Source organism: Roseobacter sp. AzwK-3b (assembly GCF_000170875.1).
Taxonomy (GTDB): domain Bacteria; phylum Pseudomonadota; class Alphaproteobacteria; order Rhodobacterales; family Rhodobacteraceae; genus Roseovarius; species Roseovarius litoreus.
Genome location: NZ_ABCR01000010.1, coordinates 18,442 through 37,042, shown reverse-complemented (window position 1 = coordinate 37,042; position 18,601 = coordinate 18,442). Strand labels below are relative to the sequence as shown.

Annotated in this window: 16 protein-coding genes; 8 read left to right on the top strand and 8 right to left on the bottom strand. The window is 63.5% G+C overall.

Going from position 1 to position 18,601, the window contains the following annotated elements; genetic code table 11:
- Positions 1–48 precede the first annotated feature (48 nt).
- On the bottom strand, positions 49–1,383 hold the full coding sequence (locus RAZWK3B_RS15980; protein ID WP_007816961.1) for an MFS transporter: 1,335 nt from the start codon (positions 1,381–1,383) through the stop codon (positions 49–51).
- Positions 1,384–1,507: 124 nt separating this feature from the next.
- Here RAZWK3B_RS15980 and RAZWK3B_RS15975 point away from each other — a divergent pair, with 124 nt between their 5' ends.
- Positions 1,508–2,440 (top strand): MBL fold metallo-hydrolase, encoded by a 933-nt coding sequence (locus tag RAZWK3B_RS15975; protein WP_037296092.1) that lies wholly within the window; start codon positions 1,508–1,510, stop codon positions 2,438–2,440.
- Between the two features lie 18 nt (positions 2,441–2,458).
- On the opposite strand, the gene RAZWK3B_RS15970 is transcribed toward RAZWK3B_RS15975, so the two are convergent.
- On the bottom strand, positions 2,459–3,046 hold the full coding sequence (locus RAZWK3B_RS15970; protein WP_007816958.1) for a 2OG-Fe(II) oxygenase: 588 nt from the start codon (positions 3,044–3,046) through the stop codon (positions 2,459–2,461).
- A 114-nt stretch (positions 3,047–3,160) separates the two neighbouring features.
- Here RAZWK3B_RS15970 and RAZWK3B_RS15965 point away from each other — a divergent pair, with 114 nt between their 5' ends.
- Complete coding sequence (locus tag RAZWK3B_RS15965; protein WP_007816956.1) at positions 3,161–3,541, top strand: metallopeptidase family protein; 381 nt, start codon at positions 3,161–3,163, stop codon at positions 3,539–3,541.
- Between the two features lie 243 nt (positions 3,542–3,784).
- Here the strand turns inward: RAZWK3B_RS15965 and RAZWK3B_RS15960 are convergent, their stop codons facing one another.
- Both RAZWK3B_RS15960 and RAZWK3B_RS15955 read right to left on the bottom strand, forming a co-directional pair.
- On the bottom strand, positions 3,785–4,327 hold the full coding sequence (locus RAZWK3B_RS15960) for a hypothetical protein (protein ID WP_007816954.1): 543 nt from the start codon (positions 4,325–4,327) through the stop codon (positions 3,785–3,787).
- A gap of 131 nt (positions 4,328–4,458) precedes the next feature.
- On the bottom strand, positions 4,459–6,117 hold the full coding sequence (locus RAZWK3B_RS15955; RefSeq protein ID WP_007816953.1) for an NAD+ synthase: 1,659 nt from the start codon (positions 6,115–6,117) through the stop codon (positions 4,459–4,461).
- 152 nt (positions 6,118–6,269) lie between these two features.
- Here RAZWK3B_RS15955 and RAZWK3B_RS15950 point away from each other — a divergent pair, with 152 nt between their 5' ends.
- Complete coding sequence (locus tag RAZWK3B_RS15950) at positions 6,270–7,781, top strand: MORN repeat-containing protein (protein ID WP_007816951.1); 1,512 nt, start codon at positions 6,270–6,272, stop codon at positions 7,779–7,781.
- Between the two features lie 132 nt (positions 7,782–7,913).
- Here RAZWK3B_RS15950 and RAZWK3B_RS15945 read toward each other — a convergent pair whose 3' ends face one another.
- Both RAZWK3B_RS15945 and RAZWK3B_RS15940 read right to left on the bottom strand, forming a co-directional pair.
- Positions 7,914–9,443, bottom strand: a complete 1,530-nt coding sequence (locus tag RAZWK3B_RS15945; RefSeq protein WP_007816949.1) for a cryptochrome/photolyase family protein — start codon at positions 9,441–9,443, stop codon at positions 7,914–7,916.
- Positions 9,437–10,102, bottom strand: coding sequence for an SDR family NAD(P)-dependent oxidoreductase (locus RAZWK3B_RS15940; protein ID WP_007816947.1), 666 nt, complete (start codon positions 10,100–10,102; stop codon positions 9,437–9,439). Before RAZWK3B_RS15940 ends, RAZWK3B_RS15945 begins: the two co-directional genes overlap by 7 nt.
- Positions 10,103–10,378: 276 nt before the next feature.
- Between RAZWK3B_RS15940 and RAZWK3B_RS15935 the strand changes: the two genes are divergently transcribed.
- Positions 10,379–11,971, top strand: a complete 1,593-nt coding sequence (locus RAZWK3B_RS15935) for a 2-isopropylmalate synthase (protein ID WP_007816945.1) — start codon at positions 10,379–10,381, stop codon at positions 11,969–11,971.
- Between the two features lie 87 nt (positions 11,972–12,058).
- Here RAZWK3B_RS15935 and RAZWK3B_RS15930 read toward each other — a convergent pair whose 3' ends face one another.
- Both RAZWK3B_RS15930 and RAZWK3B_RS15925 read right to left on the bottom strand, forming a co-directional pair.
- Positions 12,059–13,966, bottom strand: a complete 1,908-nt coding sequence (locus RAZWK3B_RS15930; RefSeq protein ID WP_007816943.1) for an acyl-CoA synthetase — start codon at positions 13,964–13,966, stop codon at positions 12,059–12,061.
- A gap of 145 nt (positions 13,967–14,111) precedes the next feature.
- Positions 14,112–15,245 carry a zinc ABC transporter substrate-binding protein gene (locus RAZWK3B_RS15925; RefSeq protein WP_007816939.1) on the bottom strand — a complete coding sequence of 378 codons (1,134 nt, stop codon included), beginning with the start codon at positions 15,243–15,245 and terminating at the stop codon, positions 14,112–14,114.
- 88 nt (positions 15,246–15,333) lie between these two features.
- Between RAZWK3B_RS15925 and RAZWK3B_RS15920 the strand changes: the two genes are divergently transcribed.
- From RAZWK3B_RS15920 to RAZWK3B_RS15905, 4 genes are all read left to right on the top strand, one after another.
- On the top strand, positions 15,334–15,816 hold the full coding sequence (locus tag RAZWK3B_RS15920; RefSeq protein ID WP_007816937.1) for a transcriptional repressor: 483 nt from the start codon (positions 15,334–15,336) through the stop codon (positions 15,814–15,816).
- Positions 15,813–16,604: a metal ABC transporter ATP-binding protein gene (locus RAZWK3B_RS15915; RefSeq protein WP_007816936.1), complete on the top strand. Its 792-nt coding sequence runs from the start codon at positions 15,813–15,815 to the stop codon at positions 16,602–16,604. Before RAZWK3B_RS15920 ends, RAZWK3B_RS15915 begins: the two co-directional genes overlap by 4 nt.
- On the top strand, positions 16,601–17,407 hold the full coding sequence (locus tag RAZWK3B_RS15910) for a metal ABC transporter permease (RefSeq protein ID WP_007816935.1): 807 nt from the start codon (positions 16,601–16,603) through the stop codon (positions 17,405–17,407). The genes RAZWK3B_RS15915 and RAZWK3B_RS15910 overlap by 4 nt, the downstream gene beginning before the upstream one ends.
- A gap of 127 nt (positions 17,408–17,534) precedes the next feature.
- Positions 17,535–18,557, top strand: coding sequence for a Fe(3+) ABC transporter substrate-binding protein (locus RAZWK3B_RS15905; protein WP_007816933.1), 1,023 nt, complete (start codon positions 17,535–17,537; stop codon positions 18,555–18,557).
- Positions 18,558–18,601 lie beyond the last annotated feature (44 nt).

Sequence of the window (18,601 nt, the reverse complement as noted above, 5' to 3'; positions counted from 1 at the left end):
GCGTGGGCCATGTCACAGCCGCAAGCGATTGTCCAGATTTCACCGTCGTCAGCCTTGTGTCGGCCAGACGCGATGCTCGTCATCTATGACGAAAACATGGACGTGCCGCCTGAGCCCATGATGCGCGCGCAGATGCGGGTGATCCTGCGGCAGGTCCGGATGTTCGTGCTCAAGCTCGCGGGTCAGCTCGGCTGGCCACAAGAGACGGGCAAGCACAAGGCCCGTCAGGGCAATCGCGCCAAGCAAACCAAGCGCCACATCCATGCCGAACGCCTGTCCAACCCATCCCGCCAAGGGATAGGTCAACAGCCAACACGCATGGCTGAGCGCGAATTGCGCGGCGAACACCGCCGGACGATCCTCGGAATGGGACGACCGGCGCAGCAGCCGTCCAGAGGGCGTCATCACGCAGGAATAAAAGAACCCCAGAACAGCCCATAGCCCCAGAAAGCCAAGCCATTGCGGCAACCCTGGGACCGCCAGAACAACGGCAGCCAAGATCGCAAACCCAGTCAGGGACGCCGCCCCCACCAGCATCACGGGCCTGTCCGGCACCCTGTCGAGCAGAGCTGGAAGAAGCAGTGCAGCCGTCATTGACCCCGCGCCGAAACACGCCATGGCCTGTGCGAGGTCGGTCTCGGTTCCGCCATATCCCGCGCGCACCAGAACGACCGTGTTGACCAGCACGAACGCCCCCACCGAGGCCGCAGCAAGGTTGAGCGCCAGAAGACCGCGCAAACGCGGCGTGGCAAGATAAATGCGCGTGCCGCGCATCAGTCTTTCGCGGAAAGAACGGCTGCTCTGATGTTGCCCGACCGGCGGCACGCAGACCGACCAGACCAGCGCCGCCGAGGCGGCAAAGCCAAGAACCGTTCCCAGAAACAGCCAGTTGTAGCTGAGGACTGTCAGCAAAAGAGCCGCCGCCGCTGGACTAATCAGGTTTTCAAGATCATAGGCCAGGCGCGAAAGCGACAGCGCGCGGGTGTAATCCCGTTCGACCGGCAGGACATCCGGGATCGCCGCCTGAAACGCGGGCGTGAAGGTAGCTGACGCGGATTGAAGCACGAAAACAAGCACATAGACCTGCCACACCTCGGTCACGAATGGCAGGCAAAGCGCAACCGCCGCACGGACAAGATCCGCACCAATCAGGACGGCCTTGCGCGGCAGGCGATGCACCGCTGCCTGTGCGATGGGCGACAGGCCCACATAAGCCACCATCTTGATTGTATAGGCCAACCCCAACACCAGCCCGGCCTGCGCACCGGCAAGATCGAAAGCCAGAAGGCCAAGCGCCACGGTCAACAGCCCGGTGCCGATCAAGGCGATGACCTGCGCTGAAAAAAGCGCGGCATATGTGGTATTGCGTAGGATCGAGATCATCTAAAAGGGCCACCTTTGCCCGATCGGGCCAGTGCAGGGACGCGGTGTATCACATTGGCGTGAATTGCGCGCCGCTCCGCGATCTGCACACTATCCTTCAACATATAGCAACAGGAGATAAGTCATGTCAGCCACGGAATTTTCCCGACGTACACTGCTTGCAGGGGCCGCAGCCATGCCATTCACGATCGCCTCGGGCGGTGCTGCTCGGGCGGCAGCGCCAATGATGGGAATGGGTATGTCCAAGTTCAACCGCGTGGGCCTTGGCGACTTCGAGGTCACGACGATCCTCGCGGGCACCATGCCCCGCCCGGACCCTCATTCGATCTTCGGGTTGAATGTCAGCGCAGAAACATTCGAGACTGCCTCGAAGGCCGCACGCCTGCCCACCGATGTCGCACAGTTTTTCTTCACGCCGACGGTGGTCAATACCGGTAACGAATTGATTTTGTTCGATACCGGGTTGAATGCCGAAAGCACGACTGCGGCCCTGGCCGAGGCGGGATACACGCCCGATCAGGTCGACATCGTGGTGATCACCCACATGCATGGCGACCACATCGGCGGCTTGATGAATGGCGATGCACCGACCTATCCGAATGCCCGCTACGTGACCGGGTCCGCGGAGTTCGATGCCTGGGCCAAGATGGAAAACGAGAACTTCGAAGCCAAGGTCCGGCCACTGGCCGAGCAGATGACGATGATCGGAGACGGCGACAGCGTGGCCACAGGCGTGACCGCCATGGCGGCGTTCGGGCACACGCCGGGGCACATGACCTATATGCTGGAAAGCAACGGGCAACAACTTGTGGTGGCTGCGGACTTTGCCAACCACTATGTGTGGTCTCTTGGCTATCCCGATTGGGAAGTGAAGTTCGACATGGACAAAGCCGCCGCCGCGCAGACACGGCGGAGGATTCTCGGGATGCTGGCGGCGGATGGAATTCCGTTCATCGGGTATCACATGCCATGGCCCGGAATGGGGTATGTCGAGGCGGCGGGCGACGGGTTCCGCTATGAGCCGACCAGTTATCAGCTGATGATTCAGGCTGGATAACCAAAGGAAAGCATGGGCTTAGCGAAAGGCTGGCCCATGCGCCCAGACCGTCAGGGAGTAGCGCATCCCGGAGGTGACCGGGGTGACGCGATGCAGGACGAAGCCGGGGAAGACGGTGGCAGCCCCCTGCTCGGAGCGGGCCGGGATGATGCCCGCACCGGGCATGAGCTGAAGCTCTCCACCACTATATGTTGACGGGTCCGAAAGCTGCACGACCATGGTGAGCTTGCGCCGCGCCGCCAGAGGTCCGGCACCTATGTCACTATGCCAGTCGAAATGCCCCTCGCGCGCCGCATCATAGCATGCCACCTGAGGACTTTCCTCGAACGCGTTGATATCAAACATGAAAACACTCGCGTTGGCACGCCGCACAACTTCGATGATGCGGCCCATGACCCAATCCGCACCGGGCACGTCATCCAGCCACACAAGATCCGCGCGGCGCAGATTGTGATCGCGCTGCTGGCGCACCAGACCGGCATCCTGTGTGGGGGCCGAGGCAACAAGCCCAAGGATTTCAATGCATTCCGTGGCGCTGAACGCAAGCGGATCGGTGTGCACGGCGATCATGACGACAAAACCCCAGATGTTGTGTCGCGCATCCATATCACGCAGCCAAGGCCCCCGCCCGCCGGTCTCCGACGCGGCTAGAGTCGTTTTTTCGCTGTCTTCTCAAAGGGATGTTGCAGGTCGCACATCACATGGGATATCGAAATAACCATGGATATCAACGAGATGGAAACCATTGCCCGCGAGACGGTGGAGGCGCTGCCCGAACCGTTCGCAAAACTGGCGCGCGACGTGGCGCTGCGGGTCGTGGACTGGCCCGCGCAGGACATGCTCCGGGAGCTGGATATCGACGACCCGCTGGAGCTGACCGGGCTTTACGAAGGCATTCCCGTCACCGAAAAATCATATATGGATCAACCGCTTGCACCCGATACCGTCTGGCTGTTCCGGAAGCCGATCCTGGCGGAATGGCGCGACCGGGAGGATGTGGATCTGGACCGGCTGATCGCCCATGTGACGATCCACGAATTCGCCCATCATTTCGGCTGGTCGGACGAAGACATCGCGACGATCGACCGCTGGTGGGAATGATCGGCGGCCTTGTGTAGGATTTGTACGAAACCTACACGCGTTTGGGACCAAATCGCCCGTGAATTCGCGGAGTTGTGTCCATCCCGTACACAAATCACCCCCTTATTCCCCGGCGCGCGCGGCGTTAAACCGAATCTTAACCCATGTGCTGTCTACTGCCCTTCATCGACTCGCCAATCGAACCGAAGGATACGGGATGACTGCATGATGAATGACGCGACACGGGATGCCCTGGACACACCCCTATTGCAGGGGCGGCAGGGTCACGTCCCATTCAATGGTGGCAGGTATGGGTGTCGTCCCTGCGGCGATGCTGCGGTTCGGGGCATAGCCATCGAGCCGCAGGAACATGCCCTCGATCTTGCCGGACACGACACTGTCCTCCAGCTCGAAAGAGACAAGCGCCCCCCGCCCGCCATCGCCGCCCATGACCAATGGCGCTCCATAACCCAGATCGTCGAGGAGTTCGGCAGACACAAGTGACATGTTGCCCTCGCGTTTCTGCAGCGTGACCTGAAGGATCGGACGGTCGGGCGTCCCATCCTGCGCCACCACATGGCCGAGGAGGTTGATCGTCAGAAAGGTCCCCATGATCGCCTTTTGTTCGGCATGAGGGCGGTTTCGGGCCACATCATAGGCCACGACCATGCTGTAGGTCGTGTCGCCCACCTGGGCCTCTATGGTGCCCATCGTCTCGTAGCGTTCGGTCAGGGTGTGCTGCTCGGCGATCGCGAGGGTGCAAAACCAAGCGGACAGCGCGACAACCGCGCTTGCGACACGGAACATGGACTTCTCCTGCCATCTATGTGGCGGAAACTATTTGGGGGAACGTTTGGTGAATCACTGAATACAAAAACACAGTCTGGAAATTATATAATTTGAAAACAGTGACATACAAGACCGAATGCCCGGGCGGATCAGCCTTTGTCGCGCCAGCGATTGGCGATCGGATAGCGCCGGTCCAGCCAGAACGCCCGCTTGCTCAGCCGGGTGCCGGGCGCGGACTGAAAGCGTTTGTATTCAGATATGTAAAGCAAATGCTCCACGCGGCTGGCATCGGCGCGATCAAAGCCCGCCGCGACGCAATCGGCGATCGATCCGTCCTGATCGACGAGAATCTCAAGAATGCCGTCCAGCACCGAATAGGCGGGCAGGCTGTCTTCGTCGCGCTGATCGGGGGCCAGTTCGGCGCTTGGCGGCCTGTCGATGACGCGCTGCGGAATGACCGCGCCCACAGGACCCATCATCCAGTCGCGATGCACCGTGTTGCGCCAGCGGCACGTGTCGAAGACGCGGGTCTTGTACATGTCCTTGAGCGGGTTGTAGCCCCCGGCCATGTCGCCGTAGATCGTGGCATATCCCACGGCCACTTCGGATTTGTTGCCCGTGGTCAAAAGCATCTCGCCGAACTTGTTGGACATCGCCATCAGCAACAGGCCCCGCAGACGGGACTGGATGTTTTCCTCGGTGATATCCGGCGCGGTGCCTTCGAAGAGCGGCGCAAGCGTGCGGGTGATGGCCTGCCGGCCCTCGGCGATCGGGACCGTGTCGTAGCGGCAGCCAAGGGTCCGGGCCAACGTCTCGGCATCGTCCAGCGACGCCTGAGAGGTATAGTCCGAAGGCAGCATGACGCAGCGGACATTTTCAGGCCCCAGCGCATCGACGGCGACACAGGCCACCAGCGCGCTGTCGATCCCCCCCGAAAGCCCCAGCAGAACCTTGCGAAAGCCGGTTTTGCGGAGGTAATCGCGCAGGCTGAGCACCATGGCGTGGTAATCCTGCTCCATCGCGTCCGGGACCGGCGCCAGATCCGACGGCGTGATCCGCCAGCCATCCTCGGTTCGGGTGAGGTCCAGATGGGCGGTCGCCTCCTGCATCAGGGGCATCTGCAGGGCCAGCGCCCCCCCGGGATTGAGCGCGAAGCTGCCGCCATCGAACACCTGGTCGTCCTGCCCTCCTACGAGGTTGAGATAGATCAGCGGCAGCCCCGTCTCGATCACCCGCGCGACCATGATCTGATGGCGGTGTGACAGCTTCTGGCGGTAATAGGGCGAGCCGTTGGGCACCAGAAGGATCTGCGCGCCGGTCTCGGCCAGGGTTTCGGCGACATCCTCGTACCAGCTGTCCTCGCAGATCGGGCTGCCGATGCGAAGACCGTCCACCGCATAAGGGCCTGTCACAGCGCCTGCGGCATAGATGCGCTTTTCGTCGAACACGGTCTCGTTGGGCAGGTGATGCTTGAACACGCGCGAGGCGATGCGGCCCTCCTGCAGGATGTAATAGGCGTTATAAAGCACGCCATCCTGCAGGGCCGGGCCGCCGATGGCCAGTGCCGGACCATCGGCGCAGTCGCGCGCGAGGCTCTCGATCGCGGCGATGGCGGCGGTATGGAAGGCGGGCTTCATCACCAGGTCTTGGGTGTTGTAGCCGGTGATGAACATCTCGGGCAGCGCGACGAGATTGGCGCCCGCCTCGCGGCCCGTCCGCCACGCGCGCCGCGCCAGATCGGCATTGCCGTCCAGATCGCCCATCGTCGGGTTCCATTGCGCCAGCGTCAGGCGAAAGCTGTCGGCCATGCGGGTGCCTCGTGCTTGCATTCGGGGTTTGATTTAGCAGATCGGTGCGCGAGGGAAAGCCGATTTGGGCAAAAGCCGTTGTCAGCCCTGCGACGCTCCACTAGGTTTTGCGCGACCCCGCATGGCGCGGGCTTCGGGATCCGGGAAGTGACATGAGCTTTACACGCAAGGGCATCGTCTGTGCAGGCGCCATTCTGGCGGCCGGCACCGTGGCAGCACAGGACGGCGAGCTGCGCACGAAGCAATATGACGATGGCGGCATCTATGAGGGCACATTCCGCAACGGGCTGCAGCACGGCACCGGGACCTATACGCTGCCCAATGGCTATGAATATTCGGGCGAGTGGGTGGATGGCGAAATCCGCGGCCAGGGCGTGGCGCGCTTTCCCAACGGCTCGGTCTATGAGGGGGAGTTCGCCAAGGGCAAACCCGAAGGGGTGGGCCGGATCGTTTTTGCCGATGGCGGCACCTATGAGGGCAGCTGGCTGGATGGCAAGATCACCGGTCAGGGCGTCGCGGTCTATGCCAACGGCGTGCGCTACGAGGGCGGGTTCCGCAACGCGATGCACCACGGCAAGGGCCGGATGGAAAGCCCCGGGGGCTATGTCTATGAGGGCGATTGGGTCAACGGCGTCAAGGACGGGCGCGCCACGATCACCTATCCCGACGGCGCGGTCTATGACGGCGAGGTCAGCCGCGGCGCCCGCGAGGGCGAGGGCAAGCTCACCATGCCCGACGGGCTGATCTATGAGGGCCTGTGGAAAGCCGGCCAGATCGATGGCGAGGGGCGGCTGACCCAGCCCAATGGCGATGTCTACGAAGGCACGCTGGTGGCGGGCCGCCGCGAGGGTCAGGGCAAGGTCACCTATGCCAATGGCGACATCTACGAGGGCAGCTTTCAGGACGACCGCCGCCATGGTCAGGGCGTGTTCACCGGCACCGACGGCTATCGCTACGAAGGGTCTTGGGTGGCGGGCAACATCTCGGGCGAGGGGCAGGTCACCTATCCCGATGGCTCGATCTATGTTGGCGAATTTCGCGACGACCTGGCCAATGGCACGGGGCGGATCACCTATCCCGACGGCTCGACCTATGAGGGCGACTGGCGCGGCGGCGTGATCGACGGGCAAGGCCGCGCCACCTATCCCAACGGCGTCGTCTACGAAGGCGCCTTCGAAAACGCCCGCAATCACGGCTTCGGCGTGATGACCTATGCCGATGGCTACCGCTATGAAGGCCAGTGGGAAAACGGCCAGCGCCATGGTCAGGGGATCGCCACCTATCCCGATGGCACCGTCTATGAAGGCACGTTCCGCGACGGGCAGCGCCATGGCCAGGGCAAGATCACCATGCCAGACGGCTTCATCTATGACGGTGAATGGCAGGCGGGCGAAATCTCGGGTCAGGGTGTGGCCACCTATACCAATGGCGACATCTACGAAGGCACCTTCCTCAATGGCAAACGGCAAGGCAGCGGCACGATGCGCTATGCCTCGGGCGAAGAGGACAGCGGCACATGGGAGAACGGCGCGCTCACCTCCCAGACCCGCAGCGCAGAGGACGCCGACACCCCTCCCACGCCGTCGGACTCAGATGCTCCGGCAACCGATACATCAGACGCCGCCGCTCCGGCAGCGCCCCCCGAGGCGCCGCCAGCCGAATAGGCCCTGGCCAGCACTTCTTGCGTCAAGCGTTTCTTCTGGCCGAAAATATCCCGGGGGAGGCGTTGAAATCCCCCTTGAGGGATTTCAACGGCGGGGGCTGGCCCCCTGCCCGGCCCGACACGCAGCGAAACGTCAGACCGCCTCGCCCGCGTCGAGCCGCGCCAGAAACGCCGTCGCTTCGGACAGCACCGTATCGCGGCGCGCCGCGTCCATCCTGTCCCATGTGCGATACATCTGCGCCATGCGCGGGTTGCGCGCGAAGCGGTCGCGGTGGCGGATCAGGAAATCCCAATAGAGCAGGTTGAACGGGCAGGCCCGCGCGCCGGTCTTGTCCTTCACCGCATAGGCGCAGTCCGAGCAGTAATCGGACATTTTGGCGATGTAATTGCCCGAGGACACATAGGGTTTCGATCCGACGATTCCGCCATCGGCGAACTGGCTCATGCCGATGGTGTTGGGCGCCTCGACCCATTCATAGGCGTCGATATAGACGGCGAGATACCATTCATGGACCTGATGCGGGTCGATCCCCGCCAGAAGGGCGAAATTGCCGGTGACCATGAGCCGCTGGATGTGATGGGCATAGGCCTCGTCACGGGTCTGGGCCACGGCATGCGAGAGGCAATTCATCCGCGTCGGCGCGCCCCAATAGAGCGCGGGCAAGGCACGGTCATGGCCCAGCACGTTGCGCGAGGTATAGTCCGGGCCTTCGCGGAAATAGATGCCGCGCATGTATTCGCGCCAGCCGATCACCTGCCGGATATAGCCTTCGGAGGCATTGATCGGCACGCGGCCCGCCTGCCATTCGGCCTCGACGCGCTGGCAGATCTCGAGCGGTCCGAGCAGCCCCAGATTGAGATAGGGCGACAGGATCGAATGATGCAGGAACGGATCCTGCATCAGCATCGCGTCCTGATAATCCCCGAATCCTGCCAGAAGATGCGTTGCGAAATGATCGAGCGCGCGCAGCGCATCGGCGCGGGTTACGGCATAGTGAAACGGGCGAAGGGTGCCGAAAGTGTCGCCAAAGCGGCTCTCGACCAGATCGAGTACCTCGGCGGTGATCGCATCGGGCGCGAAGCGAAGGGGTTTGGCACGCAAGAGATCGCCCGAGGCGGGTTTGCGATTGTCATGGTCGAAATTCCATTTGCCGCCCGCGGGTTTGTCACCCTCCATCATCAGGCCGGTCTTGCGGCGCATCTCGCGGTAGAACCATTCCATGCGCAATTCCTTGCGCCCCTCGGCCCATGTGTCGAACGCCTCCAGCGAACAGACGAACCGATCATCGGGGAGCATCGTCACCGACAGGGGCGCATCATCCAGTGCCGAGATCAGGCGCCATTCACCGGGGCGGGTGGCGATCACCTCGCTTGTGCCATGCTCCTGACCCCGGCGCATCAGCTCGCCCACGATCGAGCGCGACGCATCCGCGTCATCGAGCTTGGTATAGGCCACCTGCCAGCCATCGGCAGTGAGGTCATCGGCGAAATGGCGCATGGCCGAAAAGACGAGCGCGATTTTCTTCGGGTGATGGGGGACATAGCCCGCCTCGTCCCCGACCTCGGCCATGACGATCAGGTCATGGGCCTTGTCGGCGGCGCGCAAGGCCGACAGCGCATGGCTCAGCTGGTCACCCAGCACCAGAACAAGGCGTTTCACCATGGCACGGGCGTCCCTGCCCAATCGAAGAAGCGCCCGGTGTCGTCCGGGGTCAGCCCATCCAGCACCGACAGAAGATTGGCGGCGGCGGTGTCGGGTGTCACGGTGGGATGGCCACGGGCGTATCTGGCCGTCAGCGCCGTCTCCACGGTGCCGGGATGCAGCGTCACGCAGATCGACGCGCGATGCGAGCGGGCCAGTTCGATGGCGCCGGTATGGACCATCTGGTTGAGCGCCGCCTTGGCGGTGCGGTAGGCATACCAGCCGCCATAGCCATTGTCGCCGATAGAGCCCACTCGCGCCGAGAGCGCGGCGAACACCGCGCGCCGGTCGCGCGGCAGAAGCCTGGGGGCGTGTTTCAGCACCAGAGACGGGCCGATGCAATTGAGCGCGAATTGATCCTGAAGGGATTGGGCGGTGACTTCCTTGAGGGATTTTTCCGGGCGCTGGCCGTTGATTTCAAGGCCGCCCGTGGCCACGAAGATCAAATCGAACGGGCCGGTGAGCGGCGAGAGGGCCGCCTCGACCGAGGCCGGGTCGGTGATATCAAAGCCATGATCGCGGCGCGACAAGCCGGTAACGGCCGTGCCGCTCGCGGTGAGGGCCGCCGATAGCGCCTGACCGATGCCGCCCGACGCGCCGATGATGAGTGCTGTATCCATGAGGCTGCCAGCTAGGCTGGAGGGGGCGCGGTTCAAGCCTTGCAAGCGGAGTATAATCGGGGGTTTTCATCGGGGCACGCGATGCATATACTTTGGCGCATGAAACCGCAGGATCATATCGCTTTCGCCAGCACGCCCGGGGCTTTGCCGCGCGCTGCGGGTTGCGTTTGCGCCCTGCTGATCCTAAGCCGCCTCTGAGCGTGCCATCCCGGCGCGACCGCTCAGAGGCTGTGCCGTTTCGCGCCAAGAGGCTTAGGACAACAAACGAGACCCGACATGACTGACAAGATCACAGAGCGTGCATCGCAAGATTCAGGCAAGGACCGTGTGCTGATTTTCGACACGACCCTGCGCGATGGCGAGCAGAGCCCCGGCGCGACCATGACCCACGAGGAAAAGCTGGAGATCGCGGGGCTGCTGGACGAGATGGGCGTGGATATCATCGAGGCCGGTTTCCCGATCGCCTCGGAGGGGGATTTCCGCGCGGTGAGCGAGATCGCCAAGCTGTCGAAGGACGCGACGATCTGCGGGCTGGCCCGCGCCAATCTCAAGGATATCGACCGGTGCTGGGAGGCGGTGAAACACGCCAATTCGCCACGCATCCACACGTTCATCGGCACCTCGCCGCTGCATCGCGCGATCCCGAACCTGACGCAGGACGAGATGGCCGAGCGCATCCATGAGACGGTGACCCATGCGCGCAACCTGTGCGACAATGTGCAATGGTCGCCGATGGATGCGACGCGGACCGAGTGGGATTACCTGCGCCGCGTGGTGGAGATCGCGATCAAGGCCGGGGCCAGCACGATCAACATTCCCGACACGGTGGGCTATACTGCGCCGGTGGAAAGCGCCGATCTGATCCGGCGCCTGATCGAAGAGGTGCCGGGTGCCGACGAGGTGATTTTCGCCACCCATTGCCACAACGATCTGGGGCTGGCGACGGCCAATGCGCTGGCCGCGGTCGCAGGCGGTGCGCGGCAGATCGAATGCACGATCAACGGGCTGGGCGAGCGCGCGGGCAACACGGCACTCGAAGAGGTGGTGATGGCGCTGAAGGTGCGCGGGGACATCATGCCCTATGTCACCGGGGTGGACAGCCGCAAGATCATGAACATCTCGCGCCGGGTCGCCACGGTCAGCGGGTTTCCGGTGCAATACAACAAGGCGATCGTCGGCAAGAACGCCTTTGCCCACGAATCCGGCATCCATCAGGACGGGATGCTGAAGAACGCCGAGACCTTCGAGATCATGCGCCCCGAGGATGTGGGCCTGTCGGAGACCAATATCGTTCTGGGCAAGCATTCGGGGCGGGCGGCGCTGCGCGCGAAGCTGAAGGATCTGGGCTATGAGCTGGCCGAGAACCAGCTCAACGACATGTTCGTGCGGTTCAAGGATCTCGCTGATCGCAAGAAGGAAGTCTATGAGGAGGACCTGATTGCGCTGATGCGCGCGGGCGAGGACGAGGCGACCGACCGGCTGGTCATCAAGTCGCTGCGGGTCGTCTGCGGCACGGGTGGACCTGCGGAGGCCGATCTGGTGATGACCATCGATGGCGTGGAAAAGAGCACCCGTCAGACCGGCGATGGACCGGTGGATGCCACGTTCAAGGCTGTGCGCGACCTGCACCCGAACGACGCGCATCTGTCGCTGTATCAGGTGCACGCCGTGACCGAAGGCACCGACGCGCAGGCGACGGTTTCCGTGCGGCTGGAGGAAGAAGGCAATATCGCCACCGGCCAGTCAGCGGATACGGATACGGTGGTGGCCAGCGCCAAAGCCTATGTCAACGCGCTGAACCGGCTGTTGGTGCGGCGTGGGCGCTTGGGCGAGAACCACAAGGAAATCAGCTACAAGGATGTGAGCTGATCGAGGATCACGCCGCGTTGCAAGATCGAAAAAACCCCGGTCGCGATCAGCGGCCGGGGTTTTGCGTTGTGGCGTGCCCCCTATGCGTCAGGCGGCTTCGGAGGTGGCGGCGTCGGCCCATTCCCAGGGCCGAGTGAACTGCCCCAGCACATGCCCCACCTGCGCCTCGTCGACATCGCCGGTGCGTTCGAGCCGGGCCACAAGGCCACGTTTCTTGGAATCGATCACCTCGGAGACACGGGCCTCGAGCCCCGCCTCGGCCAAGGCGGCATCATAGATGCGGGTGATGGCGCGCTTGCGCAGATCGGGCTTGAACACCTTGCCGACAGCCGTCTTGGGCAATTCATCGAGCACTTCGACATGGCGAGGCACGGCGGCGCGTTCATGCACATGGACCTTGCAGTGTTCCAGCAGCTCTTCGGCTGTGGCGGTTGCGCCTTCGACAAGCTCGACATAGGCGCAGGGCAGCTCACCGGAATGGGCGTCGGGCTGGCCGATGGCGCCGGCCATGGCGACATCGTGATGGGCCATCAGCGCCTCTTCGATATCGGCGGGGTCGATATTGTGGCCACCGCGAATGATGAGATCCTTGGCGCGTCCGGTGATCCACAGATAGCCATCGGCATCGACGCGGCCCAGATCGCCGGTGCGCAGATAGGTGTCGTGATGGTAAAGATCGGCGTTCTTGGCGGTTTCGGTATAGGTGTTGCCAGCATAGACGCCGGGATTCGAAATGCAGATCTCGCCCACTTCGTCGGTGGCACATTCGACAGGCGCGCCTGCGGCGTCGGTCTTGTAGATGCGCACATCCGTGTAGGGGAAGGGCACGCCGACGGAGCCCACTTTCTTGGCGCCTTCGGGCGGGTTGCACGACACAAGGCAGGTGGCTTCGGTCAACCCGTAGCCTTCGATAACGGTCATGCCGGTGGCGGATTCGAATCGCTTGAACAGTTCGAGCGGCATCGGGGCCGAGCCGGAAAACGCGTTCTTGACCGAGGAGACATCGGCATCGACCTTGCGCTGCATCAGCGCCGAGACGGCGGTGGGCACGGTGATGACGAAGGTGGTTTTCCAGCGTTCACAAAGTTTCCAGAAATTGTCGAACACCCCCTCGCCGCGATAGCCCGCGGGCGTCGGGAAGACCACATGCGCGCCGGATTTGATCATCGCCATCAGGATCACATGGCAGGCGAAGACATGAAACAGTGGCAGCGGGCACATCACGCTGTCTTGTTCGGTGAACAGGAGCCGATGCCCCAGCCAGCCGTTATACACCATGCCCGCATAGCGGTGCTGCGCGACCTTGGGCATGCCGGTGGTGCCACCGGTGTGGAAATAGGCAGCGACACGGTCGGTGCCGGGATCGTCGAATTTCAGCGTGATGCTTTGGGCTGCCAGTTCACGGGTGAAGCATTTGACATCGGCATGGTGATTGCCGGGGTTCTTGGGCCGGATCAGAGGGACGATCCAGCTTTTGGGCGGGGTGAGGTAGCGGTTGAGATCGACCTCGAGCACGGTATGGACGCGCGGCGCATGGCGCACGGCTTCGGCTGTTTTCTGGGCGATGTCGGTCTTGGGGAAGGCCCGCAGGGTGACGACGACACGGGCGTCGGTCTCGCGCAGGATGGCGGCGATCTGTTCGGGTTCGAGCAGCGGGTTGATCGGGTTGACGATGCCCGCGATGGCCGCGCCGATGGTGGCGACCGCCGTTTCCAGCGTGTTGGGCATGATGAGGGCGACGACATCGCCTTCGTTGATCTTGAGACTGCGGAAGAGGTTGGCGGCGCGGCAGACCTGTTCGTGGAATTGCTGCCAGGTCATGGTCTGTGCCGGATCGGAGGCGCCGGACATCAGCTGATAGCTGATCGCGGGCCGGTCGGGGAAGGCATCCACCGTGGTGCGCAGCATTTGGTAGAGCGAGCCGGGGCGATCCCGCTCGGCCCATGGTATTTCATTCTGGATGTCGAGCGCATCCTGCCTTGAGGCAAAAGTCATTTACGATCCTCCCCTTTACACACGACCTCTGACGGGCGTTGCAGTCTCCTCGGGGGGAAGATGGTGGGGTTTGCGATGCAGCGCAAGATTGACGCTGCGTTTTTAGCGGATGGGGCGGCGGGATGGGCCGCCCCATGGGACCGGTTCAGCCCTGCGGAGAGAGACACTCGGTCATGGCGTCGGCCATGCCGCGCAGCATGGCGGGGTAGGAACCGGGACCGGCCACGTGATCGACGCCGATCGGGTCGAGCTGACCGATGCGGAGCGCGTCGCCGAAGACCGAGGCGAGGATCGCGGTGTTGAATTGCGGCTCGGCGAAGATGCAGGCGACATCCTGTTCCGAGACGAGCGCACGCAGATCGGCAAGCCGGGCGGGACCGGGCTCGGACGCGTCGCTGATCGACACGGCACCGGCGGCGGTCACGCCGAAGCGGGCCTCGAAATACTGGTAGGCGTCGTGAAAGACCAGAAAGGGGCGATCGGCGAGGGGCGCCAGATCAACGGCGATCTGGTCGGAAAGGGCGGTCAGTTCGGCCTGTGCGGCCTTGGCGTTGGCGGCATAGAGGTCGGCATTGTCGGGGTCGATCGCCGACAGGTCGCGGGCGATGAGCCCGAGCCAGGCGACGGCGTTGACCGGATCGAGCCATGCGTGGGGGTCGGGACCGGCATGGGCGTGATCATGGGTGTCGTGGCTGTGGCCAGCGTGGTCGTCGTGTTTGGCCTTGTCGTGGTCGTGGCCAGCGTGGTCGTCGTGTTTGGCCTTGTCGTGGTCATGGCCTGCGTGATCGTCGTGTTTGTGATCGTCGTGGTCGTGGCCCGCGTGGTCGTCATGCTTGTGGTCGTCGTGGTCGTGGCCCGCGTGGTCGTCATGCTTGTGGTCGTCGTGGCCTGCGTGGTCGTGGCCATGGTCATGGGCGGCGAAGCGGGGATCTATGCGGCCCGGCAACACGAGGGTTTCAGGCGCGGTGAGCAGCGTCAGATGCGCCGCATCCCCGGCGAGGGTCTGGATCGCATCGGTCATCCAGGGCGTCAGCCCCGGCCCCATCCAGACCACCAGATCGGCCTGCTCGAGCGCCCGTGCCTCGGAGGGGCGCATCGCATAGGCATGCGGCGAGGCATCGGGGCGGATCAGCAGCTCGGGCGCCCCTGCCCCGTCCATCACACGGGCGACAAGCGACTGGACCGGGGCGATATCGGCCACGACGCGCGGCGTGTCGGCATGGGCCGCCCCGGTGATCGCAAGACACAAGGCGGCAAGAACGGGGGACGCTAGGCGCATGAGGCTCTCCATGTGATAGTATAACATTTGGACGGCTTGATAATGGTAATTTTATAACATATCAAGCCCTGACAGTTTGGAGGCCCGAATGGACGCCATAGGATTCGAAACGCATGACCACAAAGGATGCATCCGGGATGGTCTGGTCGCGGTGGAAACCGCTTGTGCGGACCGGGGCCTGCAATTCACGCCGGTGCGGCGGCGGGTGCTGGAATTGCTGCTTGAGGGGCATCGGGCGATGGGCGCCTATGAAATCCTTGATGTGCTGCGCGAAGAGGGCATCGGATCGCAACCACCCGTGGCCTATCGCGCGTTGGATTTTCTGGTGAGCCACGGCTTTGCCCACAAGATCGAGCGGATGAACGCCTTTATCGCCTGCACCCATCCCAATGAGACCCATACCCCGGCTTTCCTGATCTGTCGCAAATGCGATGCCGTTGCCGAAACGCATGCGGACCCTGCAAGCGGCCTTTTGGGGCGCGTGCTGCAGGACACGGGGTTCCGGATCGAACAGGCGGTGATCGAGGCTGTGGGCCTGTGCCCGGCCTGCGCAGAGGCGGAGGCGGCATGAGCCTGATCCGGACCGAGGGTCTGAGCGTCAGGATCGGGCGCACACAGATTCTGAGCGATGTGGATTTCGCCATCGAGCGGGGCGAGATCGTCACCATCGTCGGCCCAAACGGATCGGGCAAATCGACATTGCTGCGCGCCCTGATCGGGGCGGTTGCGCCAAGCGCGGGCAAGGTGGAGCGCGCACAGGGGCTGAGGATCGGCTATGTGCCGCAAAAGCTGCATATCGATCCGACGCTTCCGATGACCGTGGGGCGGTTCCTGAACCTGCCGCGTCGGCACGAAAGGGCGGTGGTGCGCATGGCGCTGGAGCAGGCGGGATTGCCCGATCTGGCGGAACGGCAAATGGGCGATCTGTCCGGGGGGCAGTTCCAGCGGGTGCTGCTGGCGCGGGCCTTGATGGAGATGCCCGATCTTCTGTTGCTGGACGAGGCGACGCAGGGGCTGGACCAGCCGGGATCGGCAGTGTTCTATCGACGGATCGAGGAGGTGCGGCGCGATCTGGGCTGCGCGGTGCTGATGGTCAGTCACGAATTGCACGTGGTGATGAGCGCGAGCGACAGGGTGATCTGTCTGAACGGGCATGTGTGCTGCGAGGGCAAGCCCGAGATGGTGGCGCAGGCCGAGGAATACCGTGCGTTGTTCGGCACAGGCACACGGGGGGCGCTGGCGCTGTACCGGCACGACCACGATCACGAGCATGACCACGGCTGCACCCATGGGGACGGGCACGGCCATGACCATGTGCATGAGCATGAGCATGAGCACACGCACGAGGCCGCGCGATGATGCTGGACGATTTTCTGATTCGCGCCATGCTGGCGGGTCTGGGCGTGGCGCTGGCGGCGGCGCCGCTTGGCTGTTTCGTGGTCTGGCGGCGGATGGCGTATTTCGGAGACGCCACGGCGCATGCGTCGATCCTTGGCGTGGCGCTGGCGCTGGCCTTCGGGATATCGGTGTTCACCGGCGCGCTGGTGGTGGCGCTTATCATGGCGGCGGCGGTGTCGAGCCTGTCGGGGCGCGGCATGGCGATGGACACCCTGCTGGGGGTGATGGCCCATTCGGCACTGGCCTTCGGGCTGGTGGCGGTGTCGTTCCTTCAGGGCGTACGGATCGACCTGATGGGCTATCTCTTTGGCGATATCCTGGCGGTGGGCAAGGCCGATCTGGCAGTGATCTGGGGTGGAGCGGTGGCGGTTGTGGCGCTGCTGGCATGGCGCTGGCAGGCGCTGTTGACCGCGACGCTGAGCCCCGATCTTGCAAAGGCCAGCGGGATTGATCCGCGCCGCGAGCAATTGGGGCTGACACTGGCGCTGGCGGTGGTGGTGGCGGTGGCGATCAAGGTGGTGGGCGTGCTGCTGATCGCGGCGATGCTGATCGTGCCGGCCGCCGCGGCGCGCCCGCTGGCGGCCACGCCCGAGCGGATGGCGCTGATCGCGGTCGGGCTGGCGGCGCTGGCCGCGCTTGGCGGCGTGCAGGGGTCTTTCGTGCTGGATACCCCCACGGGACCGACGATCGTCTGTGTGGCTGCGGCGATCTTTGTACTGACAACGGGCGCGACGGCCCTTGGGCGTCTGAGCGCAAAATCCTGATTTCAAAAGATAAATCAAAGCCCTCGGAAAAGTTTTATCCGGGGGCGGATTTTCTATTGACTGTTTTTGTCGGAAATAGATAGGAATGTCTTACAAATTCACTCAGTTATCTGAAGGGCAGAGACTCATGACGCTATCCCCCTCCCGCAGCCTAATCGCAGCGATTGCGCTGTCGGCCACCGCATTGCCGGCGCTGGCGCAAGAGGTCAACGTGTATTCCAGCCGCCACTATGACACCGACGACGCGCTGTATCAGGAGTTCACCAACCGCACCGGTATCACGGTCAACCGCATCGAGGCCAAAGCCGACGAGCTGATCGCCCGGATGCAGGCCGAGGGGGACAACAGCCCCGCCGATGTATTCCTGACCGTGGATGTGGGCCGTGCGAGCCGCGCCGAAGAGGCCGGCGTGCTGCAGGCGTTCAGCTCGGACGTGATCGACGAGCGTATTCCACCGCATCTTAGGGATCCGGAGAACATGTGGTTCGGCGTGTCGCAGCGCGCGCGGATCATCTTCTATGCCAAGGATCGCGTGGAAAACCCGCCGCGCACCTATGAGGAGCTGGCCGATCCGAAGTGGAAGGACACGATCTGCATCCGCTCGGGTTCGAACATCTACAACCTGTCGCTGCTGGCGGGCTTGATCGATGTGCATGGCGAAGAGGCCGCGCGGGACTGGGCATCGGGCGTTCTGGCGAACATGGCGCGCCCCCCGCAGGGCGGCGACACCGACCAGCTGCGCGGCATCGTGTCGGGCGAATGCGATATCGCGGTGTCGAACCAGTATTACTATCTGCGCGGCTTCGAGGGTGAGGTCGAGGGGCTGACCTCGGGTCTGGATAATCTGGGCTTTGTCTGGCCGAACCAGGGCGACCGGGGCGCGCATGTGAACCTGTCGACCGCTGCCAAGGCCGCGAACGCGCCGAACTCGGACGAGGCCGACCAGCTGCTGGAGTTCTTCACCAGCGACTTCGCGCAGGCGCATTTCGCCGGTCAGAACAACGAATACCCTGCCGTGAGCGGCGTGCCGCTGGACGAGGATACCGCGCGGATGGGCATCTTCATTCCCGACACGCAGACCAGCACGGCGGTCTATGGCGACAATGCCGCCAAGGCACAGGCCATTTTCAACGAGATCGGCTGGAACTGATCCGCATCGCGCTGCGACACGACCCCTGACCGCAGCCCTGCCCC